15 protein-coding genes are annotated in these 17,742 nt (G+C 61.2%); 6 read left to right on the top strand and 9 right to left on the bottom strand.

Going from position 1 to position 17,742, the window contains the following annotated elements:
* Nucleotides 1–84: 84 nt before the first annotated feature.
* The 3 genes from D1Y85_RS18205 to D1Y85_RS18195 all read right to left on the bottom strand — a co-directional run bounded on the left by D1Y85_RS18205 (nt 85) and on the right by D1Y85_RS18195 (nt 3,379).
* The gene (locus tag D1Y85_RS18205; RefSeq protein WP_124152473.1) at nt 85–1,404 is read right to left on the bottom strand and encodes an MFS transporter; all 1,320 of its coding nucleotides are present in this window, start codon (nt 1,402–1,404) and stop codon (nt 85–87) included.
* Between the two features lie 66 nt (nt 1,405–1,470).
* Nucleotides 1,471–2,574 carry a M14 family metallopeptidase gene (locus tag D1Y85_RS18200; RefSeq protein ID WP_281278299.1) on the bottom strand — a complete coding sequence of 368 codons (1,104 nt, stop codon included), beginning with the start codon at nt 2,572–2,574 and terminating at the stop codon, nt 1,471–1,473.
* A gap of 16 nt (nt 2,575–2,590) precedes the next feature.
* Complete coding sequence (locus D1Y85_RS18195) at nt 2,591–3,379, bottom strand: gamma-glutamyl-gamma-aminobutyrate hydrolase family protein (protein ID WP_124152471.1); 789 nt, start codon at nt 3,377–3,379, stop codon at nt 2,591–2,593.
* A gap of 111 nt (nt 3,380–3,490) precedes the next feature.
* On the opposite strand from D1Y85_RS18195, the gene D1Y85_RS18190 reads away from it, so the two are divergent.
* Both D1Y85_RS18190 and D1Y85_RS18185 read left to right on the top strand, forming a co-directional pair.
* Complete coding sequence (locus D1Y85_RS18190) at nt 3,491–4,399, top strand: LysR family transcriptional regulator (protein WP_124152470.1); 909 nt, start codon at nt 3,491–3,493, stop codon at nt 4,397–4,399.
* A 303-nt stretch (nt 4,400–4,702) separates the two neighbouring features.
* Nucleotides 4,703–5,584: a DMT family transporter gene (locus D1Y85_RS18185; RefSeq protein ID WP_124152469.1), complete on the top strand. Its 882-nt coding sequence runs from the start codon at nt 4,703–4,705 to the stop codon at nt 5,582–5,584.
* 213 nt (nt 5,585–5,797) lie between these two features.
* Here the strand turns inward: D1Y85_RS18185 and D1Y85_RS18180 are convergent, their stop codons facing one another.
* A complete protein-coding gene (locus tag D1Y85_RS18180; RefSeq protein WP_124152468.1) occupies nt 5,798–6,241 on the bottom strand; it encodes a cupin domain-containing protein in 444 nt (147 codons plus the stop codon).
* Between the two features lie 408 nt (nt 6,242–6,649).
* Between D1Y85_RS18180 and scpC the strand changes: the two genes are divergently transcribed.
* Nucleotides 6,650–8,158 carry a succinyl-CoA:acetate CoA-transferase ScpC gene (scpC, locus tag D1Y85_RS18175; protein WP_124152467.1) on the top strand — a complete coding sequence of 503 codons (1,509 nt, stop codon included), beginning with the start codon at nt 6,650–6,652 and terminating at the stop codon, nt 8,156–8,158.
* 137 nt (nt 8,159–8,295) lie between these two features.
* A complete protein-coding gene (locus D1Y85_RS18170; RefSeq protein ID WP_124152466.1) occupies nt 8,296–9,024 on the top strand; it encodes an OmpA family protein in 729 nt (242 codons plus the stop codon).
* Nucleotides 9,025–9,129: 105 nt separating this feature from the next.
* Here the strand turns inward: D1Y85_RS18170 and D1Y85_RS18165 are convergent, their stop codons facing one another.
* The 4 genes from D1Y85_RS18165 to D1Y85_RS18150 form a co-directional block, all read right to left on the bottom strand.
* The gene (locus D1Y85_RS18165) at nt 9,130–10,272 is read right to left on the bottom strand and encodes an endo-1,4-beta-xylanase (protein WP_124152465.1); all 1,143 of its coding nucleotides are present in this window, start codon (nt 10,270–10,272) and stop codon (nt 9,130–9,132) included.
* 587 nt (nt 10,273–10,859) lie between these two features.
* The gene (locus D1Y85_RS18160) at nt 10,860–11,150 is read right to left on the bottom strand and encodes a hypothetical protein (protein ID WP_124152464.1); all 291 of its coding nucleotides are present in this window, start codon (nt 11,148–11,150) and stop codon (nt 10,860–10,862) included.
* A 320-nt stretch (nt 11,151–11,470) separates the two neighbouring features.
* Nucleotides 11,471–11,938 (bottom strand): YaiI/YqxD family protein, encoded by a 468-nt coding sequence (locus D1Y85_RS18155; protein WP_124152463.1) that lies wholly within the window; start codon nt 11,936–11,938, stop codon nt 11,471–11,473.
* Nucleotides 11,939–12,046: 108 nt separating this feature from the next.
* Complete coding sequence (locus D1Y85_RS18150) at nt 12,047–13,042, bottom strand: aldo/keto reductase (RefSeq protein WP_124152462.1); 996 nt, start codon at nt 13,040–13,042, stop codon at nt 12,047–12,049.
* 399 nt (nt 13,043–13,441) lie between these two features.
* On the opposite strand from D1Y85_RS18150, the gene D1Y85_RS18145 reads away from it, so the two are divergent.
* Nucleotides 13,442–13,768 (top strand): DUF4148 domain-containing protein, encoded by a 327-nt coding sequence (locus tag D1Y85_RS18145; RefSeq protein WP_124152461.1) that lies wholly within the window; start codon nt 13,442–13,444, stop codon nt 13,766–13,768.
* Between the two features lie 32 nt (nt 13,769–13,800).
* On the opposite strand, the gene D1Y85_RS18140 is transcribed toward D1Y85_RS18145, so the two are convergent.
* Nucleotides 13,801–15,471 (bottom strand): AMP-binding protein, encoded by a 1,671-nt coding sequence (locus D1Y85_RS18140; protein ID WP_425466947.1) that lies wholly within the window; start codon nt 15,469–15,471, stop codon nt 13,801–13,803.
* Nucleotides 15,472–16,068: 597 nt separating this feature from the next.
* Between D1Y85_RS18140 and arcD the strand changes: the two genes are divergently transcribed.
* The gene (gene arcD / locus D1Y85_RS18135; RefSeq protein ID WP_124152459.1) at nt 16,069–17,532 is read left to right on the top strand and encodes an arginine-ornithine antiporter; all 1,464 of its coding nucleotides are present in this window, start codon (nt 16,069–16,071) and stop codon (nt 17,530–17,532) included.
* Nucleotides 17,533–17,742: the final 210 nt, after the last annotated feature.

Below are 17,742 nucleotides of genomic sequence, written 5' to 3'. Positions count from 1 at the left end.
GATAATTTAAAAAACAGCTGCCCTCAGCGGGCGATGGGCCCGCTGGTTCGTTTCTGCTGGAGTGAGATGTCTATGCCACGCGGGTTAATCGCCGATATGCCGGTTCCGCGTTTCTGGCAGCAAGAATGTTGCGACGAGGCTGATCACACTGGTTGCCACCACGTAGTAAGCAGGGGCGAGTGCGCTATGGGTCACGGCGATGATCCAGGTCACGGCGAACTGCGTCGTACCGCCAAAGATTGCCGTTCCCACGCCATACGTGATTGCGATGCCGGTACTCCGGTAGCGCGCGGGCATCAGTTCCGGAATCGCAACCATACCCGCGGCGGCGCTGGCTGCGGTCAGCGATGCGAGCACGGCGGTGGCTATGAGCAGGCTGGTGGCACTGGGCGCAGTGCTGAGCCACCAGAACATCGGTACGATCAGAACGGCCAGGGCGACGCGCGGCACGATCATGGCGGCCTTGCGCCCCCATGCGTCGCAAATGAGGCCACCGGCTAGCCCGAATACGAACGTCAACACCCCGCCGGCCAGCACGCTCATCTGGGCAAGCGTCGGTGGCAACTTCAAGACCTGAATTGCATAGGTCGTCATGTAGTTTCCGACCTGCGAGGAAACGGCACCGGCCAGCAGGACCAGCGTGCCGAGCACGACATAGCGCAGGTTGCCGGAGAGCCGGCTCTCCTTGTTTCCTGCTGCTTCCGCTTTGGGTGTGTCTTCGAGCGTTTCCGGAATATTGCGGCGAATGTAGACCGCAACCGGAACGAGCAGCAGGCTGAACAGGAAGGGAACGCGCCACCCCCAGCTCGCGAGCTGCGACGTGGTGAGCATGAGCGAAATGGCGACGCCGATCACGCCACCGGCAGTCACGGCGATGCCTTGACTAGCCAGCTGCCAGCTCGTGTAAAGACCCCGGCGGTGCGAGGGCGCGGCCTCGACGAGAAGCGCCGTCGACGGGCCGACTTCTCCGCCGAGGGCGAAGCCCTGGATGAGGCGGCAGATCACCACGATGACTGGAGCGGCCACGCCGATAGCCGAGTAAGCCGGCGTTGCAGCAAGACCCAATGTGCCGACCGTGATCAGCGCGACCGTGAGGATCATCGCAGGCTTGCGTCCCGCCCGGTCCGCGAAACGGCCGATCAGAACAGCACCCAGTGGACGCATAAGAAAGCCAACGCCGAACGTGGCCATCGAGGCCAGCAGGCTGCCGTACTCTCCACTCACGGGAAAAAACGCCTTGCCGATATAAACGGCAAAGAACGCGTAGATCACGAAATCGTAGAATTCGAGCGCATTGCCGGCTACGGCACCGGCTACTGCTGCGCGGCTGATCGCGGGGCGTGTCTGATGCACGCTGCCGCGGTCTTGCACGCCAGCCTTGAACGCACTGGAAGTTGTCGTCATTTGTCCTGTCTCCGTGTTGGTATTCTCGTCTGCATCGCAACTTCGCGGCGGATTGAGATGGTCGTCTTACTCATCGTCGCCTCTTTGCAGGCCATTGAGCGACTGCAGATAGACCTCGCGTCCCTGTACCCAGACGGCGAGTTTCCAGTCGTCGTCTGGCGGGTAGAACGCGCGTTTGAATGCCGCCTTGATCGATTGCCGCTTCGAGGTGTCCGCGCAGTTGTATCGATGCAGCCAGTGCTCGGCTCGCATGGCGAGAATGACGTCCTCCATTGGCCAGGTGCCGAACTCGAGGCACACATTCGTGTGCGTTGCCTGCGGCGCTTCCTGCGCGAGCGACGCCTGGATGGGGCCGGTGAGCGGAATGCTCGCAGACGTTCCGGTAGTGACGCGGGTCAGGTTGTCGCCCCACCATTGGCGCGAGCGCGCCAGCGTGGCGGGCTCGTCGGGCGCTGCGAAAATGCGCTCCCCGACCCCATACGGGCCAAGACCGGTGTGAATGTCGATAGAGCCGATATGGCGCGCCGTTGCAGCGTATTTGCGCAAGATGGACCTGAACGTCGTATTGCTCCAGGTCGGCGCGGTGCCGCCGAAATGCAGGCCCTCCTGGAATGCATACTGTCCCAGTGCGACTGCACGCTGGAAACCGCGTGCGCCGACGCGTTCGCGAAACGCGTTCAGGCGCGCTTCGTTCTCGTATTGCGGCGGCCACTCGCGCGGGAGAAGCAGATCGTGGATTTCCGCGTAATCGTGGTTCTCGGGAAGCGGCCCCGAGAAATCGACGAAATTGCGGTTCAGGTCGACGTTTTCGTGGGTCGCCCGTCGCGCATGCGAAAAGCCATAGGGATTGATCGCGTGCACGTGCAGCACAGCCGTGTTTTCAGCGCGCGGACTCGTAACGGTCGGGGCGAGTTCGAGCAGGCCGGTCTGGATCGCGGATCCACAGTAACCTTCGACGCCATGGCATCCACTGATGACGATCAGCAGGTTCGATGCGTCGGCGGGGCCGTCGAGCACGACATCGGTCGCGAGCGTTTCGTCGTCGGCGCCACGCAACGGCAGTTCGTACGAGTCGACGCTCAAGCCGCGTCGGGACGCTGCCATGAGGAACTTCTCACGCGCCTCTGCATAGCTGTTGCTGAACAGCTGTTTGAATTCGGTTTGTGCCACGGTGGGATAGTGCGATTCAGGCGTGAAAACGGGGTTGCAGGCGCTGGCTTAGCCGCATCCGGCAGGCATCGCCAAATGCGGTAAAGATTGCCTGTGCGAGCGGGCTGTCGTCGACGCGCATCTCGGGATGCCACTGCACGCCCAGTGTGAACTGCTCGGCTGACTCGACAGAGATGGCTTCGATCAGACCATCGGGCGCAGTCGCTTCGACGCGCAGGCCGGTGCCCAGTCGTTCGATGCCCTGATGGTGCAAGGAGTTGACCATCACGGTCGCCTTGCCCGACAGTTGTTCGAGACGGCCGCCCGGAGCGACGTGGATTTCATGGCGGTCTTCGTACCAGCGCGCGAGCGGCCGGTCGTGATCGCCTTCCCGGTGATCGAGTCGCCCCGGCTGGTCGTGGACCGCACGCTCAAGGCTTCCGCCAAACACGACATTGAGTTCCTGGAATCCGCGGCAGATGCCGAGGAACGGCACGCCCGCCTCGAGAATCGCTGGCAGCAGTCGCAATGAGACCGCATCCCGGGCCGGATCGACGACGGTCGACGGAGGCAGCGGCGCCGCGCCGTAGCGCTCGGCCGCGACGTTGGACGGGCTTCCGGTCAGCACGAAACCGTCGATCGTGGAAACGAGCGTTTCGGCATCCACACCTTCGTCATGGGCCGGCACGATCAGCGGAAGAACCTTCGCCACTTTCGAGAGGGCGTGTACGTACCCCTCAAGAACGGCATGTGCCGCGTGCTTGTGATACTCGAAGCGATCGGCGACTACCGCAACGACCGGCCTGCGAGAGCGTGGATGAATCATGTCGATTACGCACTACGAGTTTTGACTGGGCCAGTCTAGTGAGTGGCGTGTATTTCGTAAATTGCGTAATAATTTTGTTTATCATGCACTTTCTGCAAGTGGACCGTCGCCATGAACACCCGGCAACTTCATCATTTTCTGGCCCTGTTAAATGCGGGGACGCTGAGCGCCGCTGCGGCAAGCGTTCACCTCAGCCAACCGGCGTTGTCGCGAAGCGTTCGGGCGTTGGAAGATTCGCTAGGGGTGCTTCTGTTCGACCGGACTGATCGACGGTTGCAGCCCACCCCCTATGCGTACACCTTCGCCGAGCGTGCGCGGAGGATCGTCTTCGAAGAGAAAGAGGGCTTGCGCTCAATCGAATTGATGCGAGCGGGCGGCGCGGGAACCCTGACGTTCGGCATGGGGTCATCGCTCGCCGGTACCCTGCTCAAACCGATGTTGCTTCAGTTACTCACCTCGTCACCGCAAGTCAAACTGCGCTCCGTCATCGAAACGTCGGACCAGATGATGCGGTTGTTGCTCGAGGAACAACTCGACTTCTTCGTCGGCGACATCAGGGTTGCCGCGTGCCATCCCGACGTAGAGGTTGAATCCGTCTACCGATGCCGATTCGGCTGGTATGCGCGCAAGGGGCACCCGCTGTCAAAGCTGCCGGCGGTCACAATGAGCGAGTTGAAGCAGTTTCCACTGATTGCGACCGGCTATCTGGAAGAGTCGCTCGCGCGCCGCTTCATGGAAATCTACGGTCTGACCGCGCCTTTCGCTGCACACTTCGCTGTGATCGTTACTGATCTTCCGACCGTCTATGACCTCGTATCGTCGAGTGACGCGGTCGTGACATCCACCGATTTCGCGATGCTCGAAGCGCTACGAAGTAAAGAGACGAAATTGCTCAATGTGACGCCGCAGCCCGACATGGAACTGACGCTCGGGATCGTCCGCCTCAAAGGACGAACCCTCGTTCCTGCTGTAGAGCAAGCGTTCGCGATTGTGCGGGAGCGCCTGGGTGCCATTGCCTGAGCGGTACAGAGCGACTGCGGACGTAGCATTGTCGATTGGCACAGTATTTCCCCTTCGCAGAGCACACGTCGGTGAAGCGAGGAAGCGATTCAGGTGGGCGCGCAGTCGCGTCGACGCGGGTCGACCACGGGTTGACCACGGGTTGACCACGCTTCCCGGACGTCGTCTATAACTCGGTCAGGAAGGGCAGTTGAGACGACTCGATGCGGACCGTTCGTTCGTGATTCGCGCAAGCGCCACGGCCACGCACCGGTCGCACATCGATTCGTCGGCGTGAAAGCGCAGTGAAGAGGGTGGTGACGCATGCCTGAAGCGCGCGGTAGCCTGTTCATCCTGCAGACGACAGCCCTCACAACGGTGGCGATGTTCGCCTTCGCGGCCAATTCCCTGCTGTGCCGGCTCGCGATGCAGCGAGGGGAAATCGATCCGGTCAGCTTCGGCGGCATCAGGCTCGTTTCCGGAGCGATCACGCTCGCCGTCATCGTTCGGTTCAGACCGGAACGGCCCGCAGCCGCAAACGGCGACTGGCTCGCCGCTGCCATGCTGTTTTCCTACGTTGCTTTCTTTTCCTTCGCGTATCTGACCTTGTCCGCTGGTACGGGAGCATTGATTCTGTTCGGCGCGGTTCAATTGACGATGTTCAGTGTCGGCCTGCGCTCCGGCGAAAAGTTCGGATTAATAGCGTGGCTCGGTCTCGCACTGGCAGTTGCGGGACTTGTCTACCTGGTGTCGCCGGGTATTGCAGCGCCGCCGCTCGTCGGCGCTGCGTCGATGGCAGTCGGTGGCGTGGCATGGGGCGTGTACTCGTTGCGCGGTCGCGGAGTGGCCGATCCGCTCGCCGCCACGGCGGGAAACTTCGCGCGCGCGGCGCCGCTTGCCGTCTTGCTAAGCGGGCTTTTTATCGCCAACGCGCGTGCTCATGCGAACGAGACCGGGGTCACCCTGGCGATTGCCTCCGGGGCGCTCACGTCCGGTATCGGGTATGTCGTCTGGTATGCGGCGCTGAGCAAGCTCACCGCTATGCGAGCCGCCACCGTACAGTTGTCGGTGCCACTGATTGCTGCATTTGGCGGAGTGGTGTTCCTTTCGGAAGCGATCACGCCGCGTCTCGCTGCCGCTTCTGCCTCGATTCTTGGCGGTATCGCGATGGTGCTGAGCAGCAGGTCGCGGAAACCTCGCACGTAGCGTCCATCGTGCTCGCGACCCGCGCGCTCGATTACGTGAGGTCAATCATGCCAGCAGGCGGAACTTCATTTCGACTGCGACAGGCACACCGAACGCCGAGCGTTACGGCCTGTTCCGTGCGATTGCCCGGTCCGTTCGTCGCTGTGTTCGGGTGGCGGCAAGGTCGCGAGACGCGCAACGTTGCGCCGATCCATCACGACCCGCCGCACCCTCTCATGCCCCGACGCGCACGTTGCACTTCGCAGCGATCTCCATCAGCTTCGGGATATCCGGCTCGCCGGGCGGCACTTGCGCGTCGATCATCGTGAAGAGGGCCGCGGCCTCGCTGACGGGTCCCGACACCGAGAGCATCTCGCAGCCGTCCGCACCCATAGCGAAGCTATGCACCGTGCCGCCCGGCACGTGAACGAGCGTGCCCGGTGTGCCGGTAGTGGCCACGCCATTACAGACGACCTCGACGCTGCCCTTGATGACGTAGAACGTCTCGTCCCAGACGTGGCTGTGGGGAGGCGGGCCGCTGCCTTCGGGGCCTTGCTGAAGGAAAATTTCATAGCCGCGCGCCGTTTCGCGCGAGGCCAGCACGGTGATCTTTTCACCGACGACGTTAAGAGCGCGCGGATATTCGCCGGGCGTTACGACAAACGGTTCTGAATTCATGCGTTAGGTCTCCTGCGATGTGCGGGTCGTCGCGCTTGTGACGTATTCGCTGCCTGCCGTCCCGATCGTGACGTTGAGAGACTGATGGTCGAACCGGTTCTCGTGCCGTGGCCAGCATCGATGCGTAGCGCGTCGCCGGACGCCACAGAGTAGGCATGCGCTCGCGCCCTTGTATGTGGTCTAACGCACATAGGGCAGGGCGGTTGCCGACACCAGCGTTTGCAGACACTCGACCGTCTGCGTGTTCTCACAAATGCCGGTTGAACTGCGCTGTGGCCACGTAAAGACCTCCGGATTGCATGTGGCGTATCGTGACTATCAACCTCGCTTGCCGTCGCAGACGCTTTGCGCGGGCATTCGCAGTGGCACTGTTTCGAGAACCCCTGACCCTGATATCGAGGAGCTCACATGGAATCGCGAATCAAGAACGCGGCGTTCATGTCGAAAGTGATGCCGGCCAGCGCGGCCGCCGCACTGATCCGGCCGGGCATGACGGTGGGAATGAGCGGTTTCACTGGCGCGGGCTATCCGAAGGAGGTGCCGCTCGAACTCGCGCGGCTGATCGAGGACGCGCACGCGCGGGGCGAGCAGTTTGCCATTCGCGTGCTGACCGGCGCATCCACCGCGCCGGAACTCGACGGGGCGCTCGCCAAAGTGGGCGGAATCGATTTTCGCCTGCCGTACCAGAGCGATCCCGAACTGCGCGCGCGCATCAATCGGGGCGAGATCGAATATATGGACATTCATCTCGGTCAGGTGGCCCAGTATGCCTGGTTCGGCTTTCTCGGCACGATCGACATGGCCGTGATCGAGGTCGCCGGCGTCCTGCCCGACGGCCGCCTGATTCCTTCGACTTCGGTGGGTAACAACAAGACGTGGCTCGACCTGGCAAGCCAGGTGATTATCGAGGTGAATTCGAATCAGCCCGCCGGACTCGACGGCATGCACGACATCTACTACGGCACGGCGCTACCGCCCGAACGCAAGCCGATACCGCTCGTTGCGCCCGGAGACCGCATCGGCGAGCCGTATCTGCGGGTCGATCCCGCGAAGGTGGTGGCGGTAGTCGTTACCGACGCCCCCGATCGCCTTGGCCGTTTCGCGGCGCCCGACGAGATCAGTGCGCGTATCGCCGGGCATCTCGTCGAATTTTTCCGGCACGAAATCGCACGTGGACGGCTGCGGCCCGAGTTGCTGCCGCTGCAGTCGGGCGTGGGCAACATCGCCAACGCCGTGCTGACCGGCTTGCGGACCGGCGGTTTCGACGGCCTCAGCGCATTCACCGAAGTGATTCAGGACGGCATGCTGGACCTGATCCGCACCGACACGCTTCGCGTCGCCTCGGCCACGGCGCTCTCGCTGAGCCCCGAGGGCGTCGAAGAATTCCAGCGCAACATCGAGCACTATCGCAGCCGCATCGTGCTGCGTCCGCAGGAAATGTCGAATCACGCCGAACTGGTGCGGCGTCTGGGCTGCATTGCCATCAACGGCATGGTGGAGGCGGACATCTACGGCAACGTCAATTCCACGCACGTCGCGGGTACGTCGATCATCAACGGTATCGGCGGTTCGGGCGATTTTGCCCGCAATGGATTTCTGTCGTGCTTCGTGACGCCGAGCATCGCCAAGAACGGCGCCATTTCGTGCATCGTGCCGATGGCAAGTCACGTGGACCACACCGAACACGACGTCACCGTGATCGTGACCGAGCAGGGGCTGGCCGACCTGCGCGGGCTCTCACCCAAGCAGCGAGCGCGGGCCGTCATCAGCCAGTGCGCGCATCCGGATTATCGTCCGATGCTCGAAGACTACTTCGACCGTGCGTGCCGCGAGAGCGCCGGCAAGCACACGCCGCATTTACTCGACGAGGCGTTGTCCTGGCATGCGCGCTTTGTGAAGACCGGCCACATGCGTTGACGTACCGGTTCGTCTACGTGCCTGGTGGAGCGCGCCTCGACGACCTCTGGAACGCAGGTTTCTTCGAGGTCGCCAGGCTTGAAACCCGGCCTGAGTGCCAGGTTGCTTCACGCGCCTTTCCACTCTGTGCGAACGATATGAAACAAGCGAACTCCCGTGGCTCCGTTGGCAGCGGCCTGCGCCGCATCGCCATCGTGCTTGCCGCCGGTTCTGTACTCGCCGCCGCATGGTTCGCCGGCATCGTGCCGGCTAGCGCGCAGGTCATGATGTTCGTGCCGCCTGCGCCACGCCGTGAGATCGTGCCGCCGCCGCGCTTCGGCCACGTGTGGGTGCGCGGGCAGTGGGTCTGGCAGCACGGTCGCTACGTGTGGGTGCCTGGGCACTGGATCGTCGTCGCGCGTGGCGCGGCTGTGCCGCCGCCGCCACCGCTCATCGCAGAGGTGATGCGCCTTTCCGCCGATGCACTTTTTGCCTTCGATCGCGCTTCACTCGCGGACGTTTTGCCCGGTGGCCACGCCGAGATTCGCAACGTCGCCGCGAACCTGAACCGGATCGACTTCGGTCGCGTTGAGGTGCGTGGCTACACGGACCGTATTGGCTCCGTGGCGCACAACATGCGGTTGTCCCAGCGACGCGCCGACGCGGTGAAGTCGCTGCTCGTCGAGCAGGGCATTCCCGCCGAGCGCATCGATGCCCGCGGTTTCGGCATGCAGGACCCGATTACCACCCACTGCTCAGACAGCCTGCCGCGTGAGCAACTCATTGCTTGCTTGCAGCCAGACCGTCGAGTGGAGATCGTGACGTTCGGGCACGGAGATCAGCGCTATAGGGCGTCGCCGCCGGGCGCGGCACGGGTGCCGCGGTGAGCCTATTTATTGTCCGCGTCCGGCGTTGTATGCAATGCGACTGGGCCGATCCGGAAATCCGCGCGACGGCACGCGGACTCCTGCGTCGTATGGCTCAACGTTGCATCACGGCTGATACGAAGGATCGACGATTGCCCACAGCGCGGCTTTCGGCTGCAGGTTCGCGTCGAACAGCAGCGGCAGATTGGTCCGCACCGCTGGCGTCGACGTCAGCCAGGTGTGCTTGTCCGAGTAGCCCCAGAAGGTAACGGCCTTGATGCTCGGCTCATGTTCGAACAGGTCGAACACCGCGCGATACCGTAGCGCCTGCGCGCGCATAAGGTCGTTCGGGACCGGGTTGCCGATATCCGGAAGACACGCATGCGGATTGCCCCAGCATTCGCCCGGGTCGTTGTAGAGACTCACGTCGAGCTCGGTCACCTGGTTTTCGAGTCCGAGCGCGGCGACGTCGTCGAAGGCCTGCTTGATATTCGGCAGCGGCGGCCAGTTGACACTGATATGCATCTGATGCCCGACGCCGTCGATCGGTACACCCTGCGCGCGCAGATCGCGTACCACCGATAGCAGCTTCGCGCGCTTGCCCGCGTCGTCCGTGCTGTACTCGTTGATATAGAGCTTGACGTCCGGATCGGCAGCACGCGCGGCGCGGAATGCAATTGCAATGTAGTCCTTACCGAGCGCGCGATACCACGGACTGTCCGTGCGATAGACCTGATGCGGGTCGTCGCTGATCACTTCGTTGACGACGTCCCACGCATAGACCTTGCCGCGGAAGTGCGTAACGACGTCAGTGACATAGCGCTTGAGCCGCGCCGCGACGATATCGTGGTACTGCGGATCTTTCGGGTTTCCGTCGAAGAACCAGTCCGGCGCCTCCGTCCAGTCGCCGTTCTTGAAGTGCCATACGAGCGTGTGCCCGCGCACCGCAATGCCGTGCGCCTGGGCGAACGCGATGATCTTGTCCGCCGGCTCGAAGTTGTATTGGCCTTCGGCAACACCGATCGTGCCTGCCTTCATTTTGCTCTCGGCGGTCAAGCTCGAGAATTGCGTAGCGAGCAGCGCAGCGTCGGCGGGACTGTCGATCGACTCGGGCTCGATTGCCGCGCCGACCTTGAAGTGCGTCGCCATCACACTTCGCAACTGTGGTACCGCTTGCGCGGGCGCCGCCGCGAGCGGCGCGCCGCTTTGCGCGCAACCTGCGGTCCAGGCAATCGAGCACAACGCGGCAGCTGCCCAGATCGCACGCATCGAGATCCTTATAGGACGCATTTTCCCTCTCTTCTTAATGGATTTTCCGTTCGGTTAGTTTTCTGGTGCGTGCAACGTTACCGCTAACAATGTAGATGTTAAGCAACGACTCATCGACCCGCTATACGGGATTTGCCTTACCCGCTTATCGATGCAACGGGTTTGAGGAAACGATGTGTGGGACAGTGGTGCCAGTCGGGCCGAGAGAGCGGGGTAGACGGGAACCCATCTGGACTGGAGCGAGGTGAGAAAGGGAGAGTGTGGAACTTCCGAAGCCGAAACTTTGCGATTTTCCTCGAAGCGGTCTTCCATACGACGTATGGCGATCTAGCGCCTCGTGCTACAGATTTGTGTAGTTCGTGAGGATCGTCCGCTACAACAGACACGAGCTATGCCTGTCGATGTCGGCCTCCGCCGCTGCTTGACTTGTTCGCACCTTCGTCGGCACCTGTGCATCCATGCCGCTCGACAGCGCGGGACCGTTCAGGTCGGTTGTGTTAATTAGTGCCCGTTAGATGTCGCATTGACGCTTGCTCCCCATGCGACTGAACCGCTTATTCGCGGCTGCTTGTCATCTTTAACCAGTTTTACTGGGCGGCCGGCGACTTGACGCTCGGGGTAGCCAGCGAGTTGTTGTTCGGGAGAGGCGGGAGGGACGGCGTCGACATCATCGTGTTCGACATACCCGCGTTCTGTGACCCGGCGGCCATGCCGCTGTCCGTGTTGGCGTTGGCTGGCATGCCGTAGCCGCTTGTTGCTCCTTTCATCTGGTTAGCGGTACTGTTGTCGGTTGACCCTCCGCCCGCCTGGGCATATGCGCCACCCGACACCGTGAGTGCGGCGACAGCCGCGATTAATGTGCTAATTGCCTTACTCATGCTTCGACCCTCCTTAAGCGGACTGCAATGGAGACGCAGACGTCGTTGCCTGCGTCCAGAAAACCAGCAATCAACGTGCCGCTAAAGCGGCGAGTGCGTGAAGTCGGTGTCGACGGATTGCCGACGATCTGTACCTGTATTCACCGACCGAAACTGGCGGAGATGAAATGGACACAGGTGGAAATTGTAGTCGCCCCCGTGTTTGTCCGTGCAAGCACGCCCGAGTCATCGCGCGTGAATAGGGCCGGGATATTCGAATCTTGCTGCGCCGCTGACACAAGCAGCTAAAACAAGCGGCTAAAAGTTGCTACAAGCGGCTCTCAGCTGGCTCCGCTGCGCGGTGAGCCGTGACGTGCCAGGAACCGGTCGAGTTGGCCCGCAAACGCATTGCTGTCGCGCGTGGTGAAAGGTGCAGGGCCGCCCGTCTCGATGCCGGTGCTGCGCAACTGGTCCATCACGTCGCGCATTGTCAGGCGTTCCTGGATGTTTTCACGTGTAAACCAGTTTCCGCGCGGATCGAGCGCATGGGCGCCCTTTTCGAGCACCGCAGCGGCGAGCGGTATGTCTGCGGTAATGACAAGGTCGCCCGACGTGACTAATTCGACGATGCGGGCATCGGCAACATCGAAACCCGAGGGAACCTGAATCGCCTTGATGAACGGCGACGGCGGCGTGCGCAAGTATTGATTCGCGACCAGCGTCACGCAGATCTCTACGCGTCGCGCGGCCCGGAACAGCATGTCCTTGACGACGGCAGGGCAAGCGTCGGCGTCAACAAGCATCTGCATGAGAGTGATCCCGGAGAATAAACCGCGATCATATAGCAAGGCCAGCGGTCGGCGAGAAGCCAGAGCGCCGCTTCCCTTCGCGGCGCGGCGCTCTTTTGGCGGCTCGTTTTACCAGCGCTGGTGGACGTGGGGCGCTATGAGGCGCTCGTAAACTTCACGGACGCGTTGCATGACCTCATCGGGCAGTGGCGCGAGGCCCGCAGCCGAGACATTCGACGCCGACTGAGCCGCGTTTTTACTGCCCGGGATGATGACGGAAACCGCCTCCTCCATGAGAATCCAGCGAAGCGCCAGCTGCGCCATGGTGGCGCCTGCCGGTACGAGGTTGCGCAGTTCGTCGACGGCTTTCAACGCGATGTCATAAGGCACGCCGGAGAACGTTTCGCCGACGTCGAACGCTTCGCCATGCCGATTGAAAGCACGGTGGTCGTCCGACGCGAAAACCGAATCCGCGGACATTTTGCCGGTCAGCATGCCGCTCGCCAGCGGCACGCGCGCAATGACCGCAACGTTTTTCTTTTGCGCCTCGCGGAAAAACAGGTGGGCGGGGCGTTGACGAAACATGTTGTAGATAATCTGGACCGAAACCACATTGGGATACTCGATCGCCTTCAGCGCTTCCTCGACCTTTTCAACCGACACGCCGTAGAAGCGGATCTTGCCCGCAGCGACAAAGTCGTCCATTGCCTCGAACACCTCAGGACGGTAATAAACCTCCGTCGGCGGGCAATGCAGTTGCACGAGATCGAGCGTATCGACGCCAAGGTTCGAAAGGCTCCGGTCGATGAAACCCGCAAGCTCACGTTTGTTCGTGTAGCCGCTGGTCACATGCGGGTTGAGCCGGCGTCCGAGCTTGGTCGCCACGAAAGGGCGCTCGCCGCCTCGTTGCCGCAATACGTCCCGGATGATCCGCTCCGACCGGCCGTCGCCATAGACGTCTGCCGTGTCGAGGAAATTGACGCCGCTATCGAGCGCGGCGTTTAGCGCGGCCTTGGCGTCGTCTTCGGCGACATCGCCCCACGCGCCGCCTATCGCCCATGCACCAAAACCGATTTCTGATACATTCCAGTTGGTACGGCCAAATTTTCTCTTCGACAGCGTCATGTGAGTTTTCGTCCTGTGTTTTGCGAAATTCGCCGTTAGCGCTTCAGTCGGCCACGCTACATCCGTTCCGGCCATCTTGCGTTCGATAGTGTAGCAAGCATGCGAACGATCTAGTCGTGATGTCTGTGCCCAGATCCCTGCGTGCGTGAACGGTCGAAAAACAGATCTTCGCAGAGTTTCGGGGAAGGCGTGGCCCTTGCGGGACGCTCGACTACCGGCGGGCGTATTGCTCTTTTCGAAGTGCGACAGTCATTCGACGCGCAGGCTTCTGACTTTCTTCTCTTTGTGCAGTGCGCGTCTTCCGGTGACTGGCCTGAGGCAGAATAAACGCGGAAGTCACGCGCGACTGGCGGCATCGCACCGCTTGCATCGCGCGAATCGGACGCGAGGAGATGCGCCATGGAAAACCTCCTGAGAAATCGCGCGACGCTTATTGCGTTGGCGTGCGTGCTGACTGGATGTGCCGTCGGCGGTACGCCACAAGGCATGACACAAAGCGGGCCCCATCTGAGCCCAACGGAGTGCCGTGATCTCGCCGCACTTAGAAACAACGCACCTCCGACGAAGCAGCTAAACATGAGCGAGCTTTCGGCGCTGAGGAAAGCGGGCTACGACCCGTCACCATGGAACGATGACCCAAACTACCCAGATGATCTCCACGAGGCGCAGCGCATCGTCGACCATTGGTTCCAAACGGAGTGCCCGCCGTTTCTTCAACCGGGGTGAGACGCCCCGGAGGCAATACCAGGCACACGGCGTCAGATTCGATTGACCAACCGCTCGCGCAATTGTCGCCGCAGCACTTTGCCAATCGGCGTTTTTGGCAGATCGTTCACGAAGACCACCTGCTTCGGCACTTTGTAAGCGGCCAGGCTCGTCCGCGCAAACTCGATCACTTCCGACTCGTTCAGCGCCGGGTCCCTTTTCACGACGAATGCGACGGGTGCCTCGCCGCATTGTGAATCCGCCACGCCGACCACGGCGACCTCCAGAATGCCGGGATGCTTGAAGAGCACGCCCTCCACCTCGTTCGGGTAGACGTTGAAGCCGGAGACCAGAATCATGTCCCTCTTGCGATCGACAATCCTGATCACGCCACGCTCGTCCATGATTCCAATATCACCGGTCGCGAAAAATCCATCCGTGCCGATGACACGCGCAGTGTCTTCCGGCCGGTTGAAGTAGCCCTGCATGACACCGGGTCCTGCAACGCAGATTTCACCCGGCGTACCCGCGCCTACCGCTTCGCCGCTTTCATCGCGGATTTCAATGCGCATGGAAGGCAGCGGCACGCCGATTGTCCCTTCAAAAGCAGTCAGCGTCACGGGATTGGCCGTCACTGCGCCGGCGGCTTCCGATAGTCCGTAGACTTCCAGCACCGGGCAGCCAGTGAGTTTCTGCCAGCGCTCGGCAACCGCAGGCTGCGTAGCGGTACCGCCCCCGAAGGTGTTGCGCAATGCCGAGAAGTCGAGCGCGACGAAGTTCTTGTTGTTCATTAACGCCGTAAATAGCGTATTAAGGCCAGCCACGATGGTTGGCCGGTGTGCTGCGAAATCCTTCACGAGGGCGGGAATATCGCGTGGGTTCATCACCAGAACGCAGCGGGTGCCCATATGAAACGAGGTCAGGCATTGACATACCAGGCCCGCGACGTGATACAGGGGCAGTGCGACGAGCGTGATTTCACCGCTCGGCCGAAATGCCGGCTTGAGCCAGGCGCAAAACATCGCCACATCCGCGAGCACGTTGCCATGCGTCAGCACGGCTCCTTTGGGTTCGCCGGTCGTTCCGCCGGTGTATTGCAGGAACGCTCTTGTTTCGCGGTTCAGCGCCGGCCTCGTGAAGTCCGCAGCCAGGCGTGTGGTCATGGCGGTCCTGAAGGGGATCGCACGAGCGATCGACCAGTCCGGGACAAGTTTTTTCTTTTTTCGAACGACGTAGTCGACAAGGAGCGATTTCGGGAAATTCTGCATCTCCGCCACGCGCGCGACGATAACGTGCTCAATTGCGACATGAGCGAGCGCCTGCTCGACGGTGGCAGCGGCAATTTCCATCACGACGATCGCACGCGCACCGGAATCCTTGATCATATTCGCGAGTTCCGGCGCGGTGTAAAGCGGATTGACGTTGACGACGGTGAGACCGGCCCGGAGTGCGGCAAACATCGCGATGGGGTGTTGCAGCGAGTTCGGCAACATGAGTGCGATGCGATCCCCTGGTTTCAGCCCAAGGTCTTTCTGGAAATAGGCGGCGAGGCGGGCGGAGTTTTCGTCCAGCTGGCGGTATGTGAGATCCACGCCGAACTGGTGAAAGGCGATCTTGTCGCCGAAGCGATCGACGACCTGTTCCAGCAGGGCCGCCATCGAGGCGTAGTCATCGAGGTCGATGTTCGCCGCAACGCCGTCGGGATATTGCGAAAGCCAGGGCAAGTTTGACATTTCGTTCTCCGCTGCGGACTACTTCGATGTTTGCCGCCGACACTTCGATTCTTTCCCCTCCAGCGAGGCTTCCCGGCGTTGTACGGGGACGGCCACCACCCCAAGGACCACAAGTCGCATCGAACGTCAAAGATGATGATTCCGCGAAGGCTGGAAGTCGCGACGAATTGTTGATAACGACAATCGCATCGCGCGATCCGTTTTGCGTGGTAAGCCAGATGACCTGCATTTTGGACTCACAGCGTAATCTTGCCGTTACCTTCCAGGTGTGCTTTAGCGCACATACGCGTACGATCGGATGCGTCTCCACATGCGAAGGTCCAAGGTTGGAGCCAGGTCGCGACACAATTTCCGGACGTGGTATCTAATGCTCCGAGAGTCGTTCAATCGATACGTAAAGCAGCACCGTGTATGCGAACGCTACGTTTTCCTTGTTTTGTGTGTCGTTTGCAAACAATTGCTTCGCAAAGGAAATAGCGCCGCCAGGCGATCTTGCCACGCCGGGTCAATGCAGATCAGTCTTGCGGTGCGGTGTCAAAGGCGCAGCCATCCGGTTGCCCCGTCGTGAAAGTCAAAGGCGGAGGGGATATGAGCGACGCGACGCACGGGTTCGATGCGGCAGGTGAGCGTAGAGACTCGAATGGCTTAACGCTGGGCGCGCTCGTCGCGTTGGTGGTCGGTTCGATGATTGGCGGCGGAATTTTTTCGTTGCCCCAAAACATGGCTGCGTCCGCGGGCGTCGGAGCCGTGCTGATCGGCTGGGTCATCACGGCCTTCGGCATGCTGGCGCTTGCCCTGGTGTTTCAGACCCTCGCCACCCGCAAGCCGTACCTCGACGGCGGCGTCTACGCATACGCCAAGGCGGGATTTGGCAACTACATGGGATTTGCTTCTGCGTGGGGTTACTGGATCTGCGCGTGGCTCGGCAACGTCGGGTATTACGTGCTGCTCTTCAGCACGCTCGGCTACTTCTTCCCCATATTTGGCGAAGGTAATACGCTGACCGCCATCGCGTGCTCCTCTGTCCTGCTCTGGAGCGTCCACTTTCTGGTGCTGCGCGGCATCAAGGAGGCGAGCTTCGTCAATCAGATCACGACAATTGCGAAGCTCGTTCCGCTCTTCCTGTTCATCCTCCTCTGTCTCGCCGCGTTCAGGATGGATGTGTTCTCCGCCGATATCTGGGCGCGAGCGAATCCGGCACTGGGCACTGTGCACGATCAGGTCCGTAACATGATGCTTGTCACGGTCTGGGTGTTTGTTGGCATAGAAGGCGCGACCGTTTTCTCGGCACGTGCGGCCGATCGTAAAAGCATCGGCAAGGCGACGGTGATTGGTTTTTTCATCGTTCTGCTCGTGCTGGTGCTGGTCAACGTACTGGCGCTCGGAATCATGACCCAGGAGCAGCTAGCCGGGCTGAAGAACCCTTCGATGGCAGGCGTGCTGCAACACGTGATCGGACATTGGGGGGTGGTGCTGGTGAGCGTGGGTCTCGCCATCTCGCTGTCCGGCGCACTGCTGTCCTGGGTCATGCTGTGCGCCGAGATACTGTTCTCGGCCGCGCGGGACAGCATGATGCCTGCTTTCCTGCGCAAGGAGAACGCGAAGAAGGTGCCCGCGAACGCGTTGTGGCTGACCAACGGCATGGTGCAGATCTTTCTGCTCATCACGCTTGTGTCGAAAGGCACCTATCTCTCGTTGATCTATCTCGCCACGTCGATGATTCTTGTGCCTTACTTCTGGTCGGCAGCCTATGCCTTACTGTTGGCTATCCGCGGCGAGACTTACGAATTTTCGGAAAAGGAGCGTCGCAGGGACCTGATGATTGCAGTCGTTGCGGTTCTCTACGCGGTCTGGCTGCTTTATGCGGGCGGAGTCAAGTATCTTCTTCTTGCTTCCCTGCTTTATGCCCCTAGCGTCATCCTGTTCGCCAAGGCGCGATGGGAAGCAGGGGAGCAGGTGTTCACCCATATCGAGAAGGCCATATTCGCAGTTGTGCTCATCGCGGCTGTATCGGCGGGTTACGGCCTGTATCGCGGGCTGCTGACCCTTTGATATCGAAGTATCGCGTCGCACGAGACGCCTTGTACCGACGAAGAATGAAGTTCCGCTTTGTTCGGCGAGCAGGGCTGGGCAAGCGGAAGCGCTCACGCAATGGCGAGCTTCAGTGCGCTTGTATTGTTCGAGGATGCGGCCCGCGATTTCGGCATGCGAGCGCTGGATTCCACTGCGAGTCACATTCGCAGACAGACGAGACGTGACTGA

This window comes from Paraburkholderia dinghuensis (assembly GCF_003837865.1).
Taxonomy (GTDB): Bacteria; Pseudomonadota; Gammaproteobacteria; order Burkholderiales; family Burkholderiaceae; genus Paraburkholderia; species Paraburkholderia dinghuensis.
This window is presented reverse-complemented; position numbering and strand designations above follow the sequence as displayed.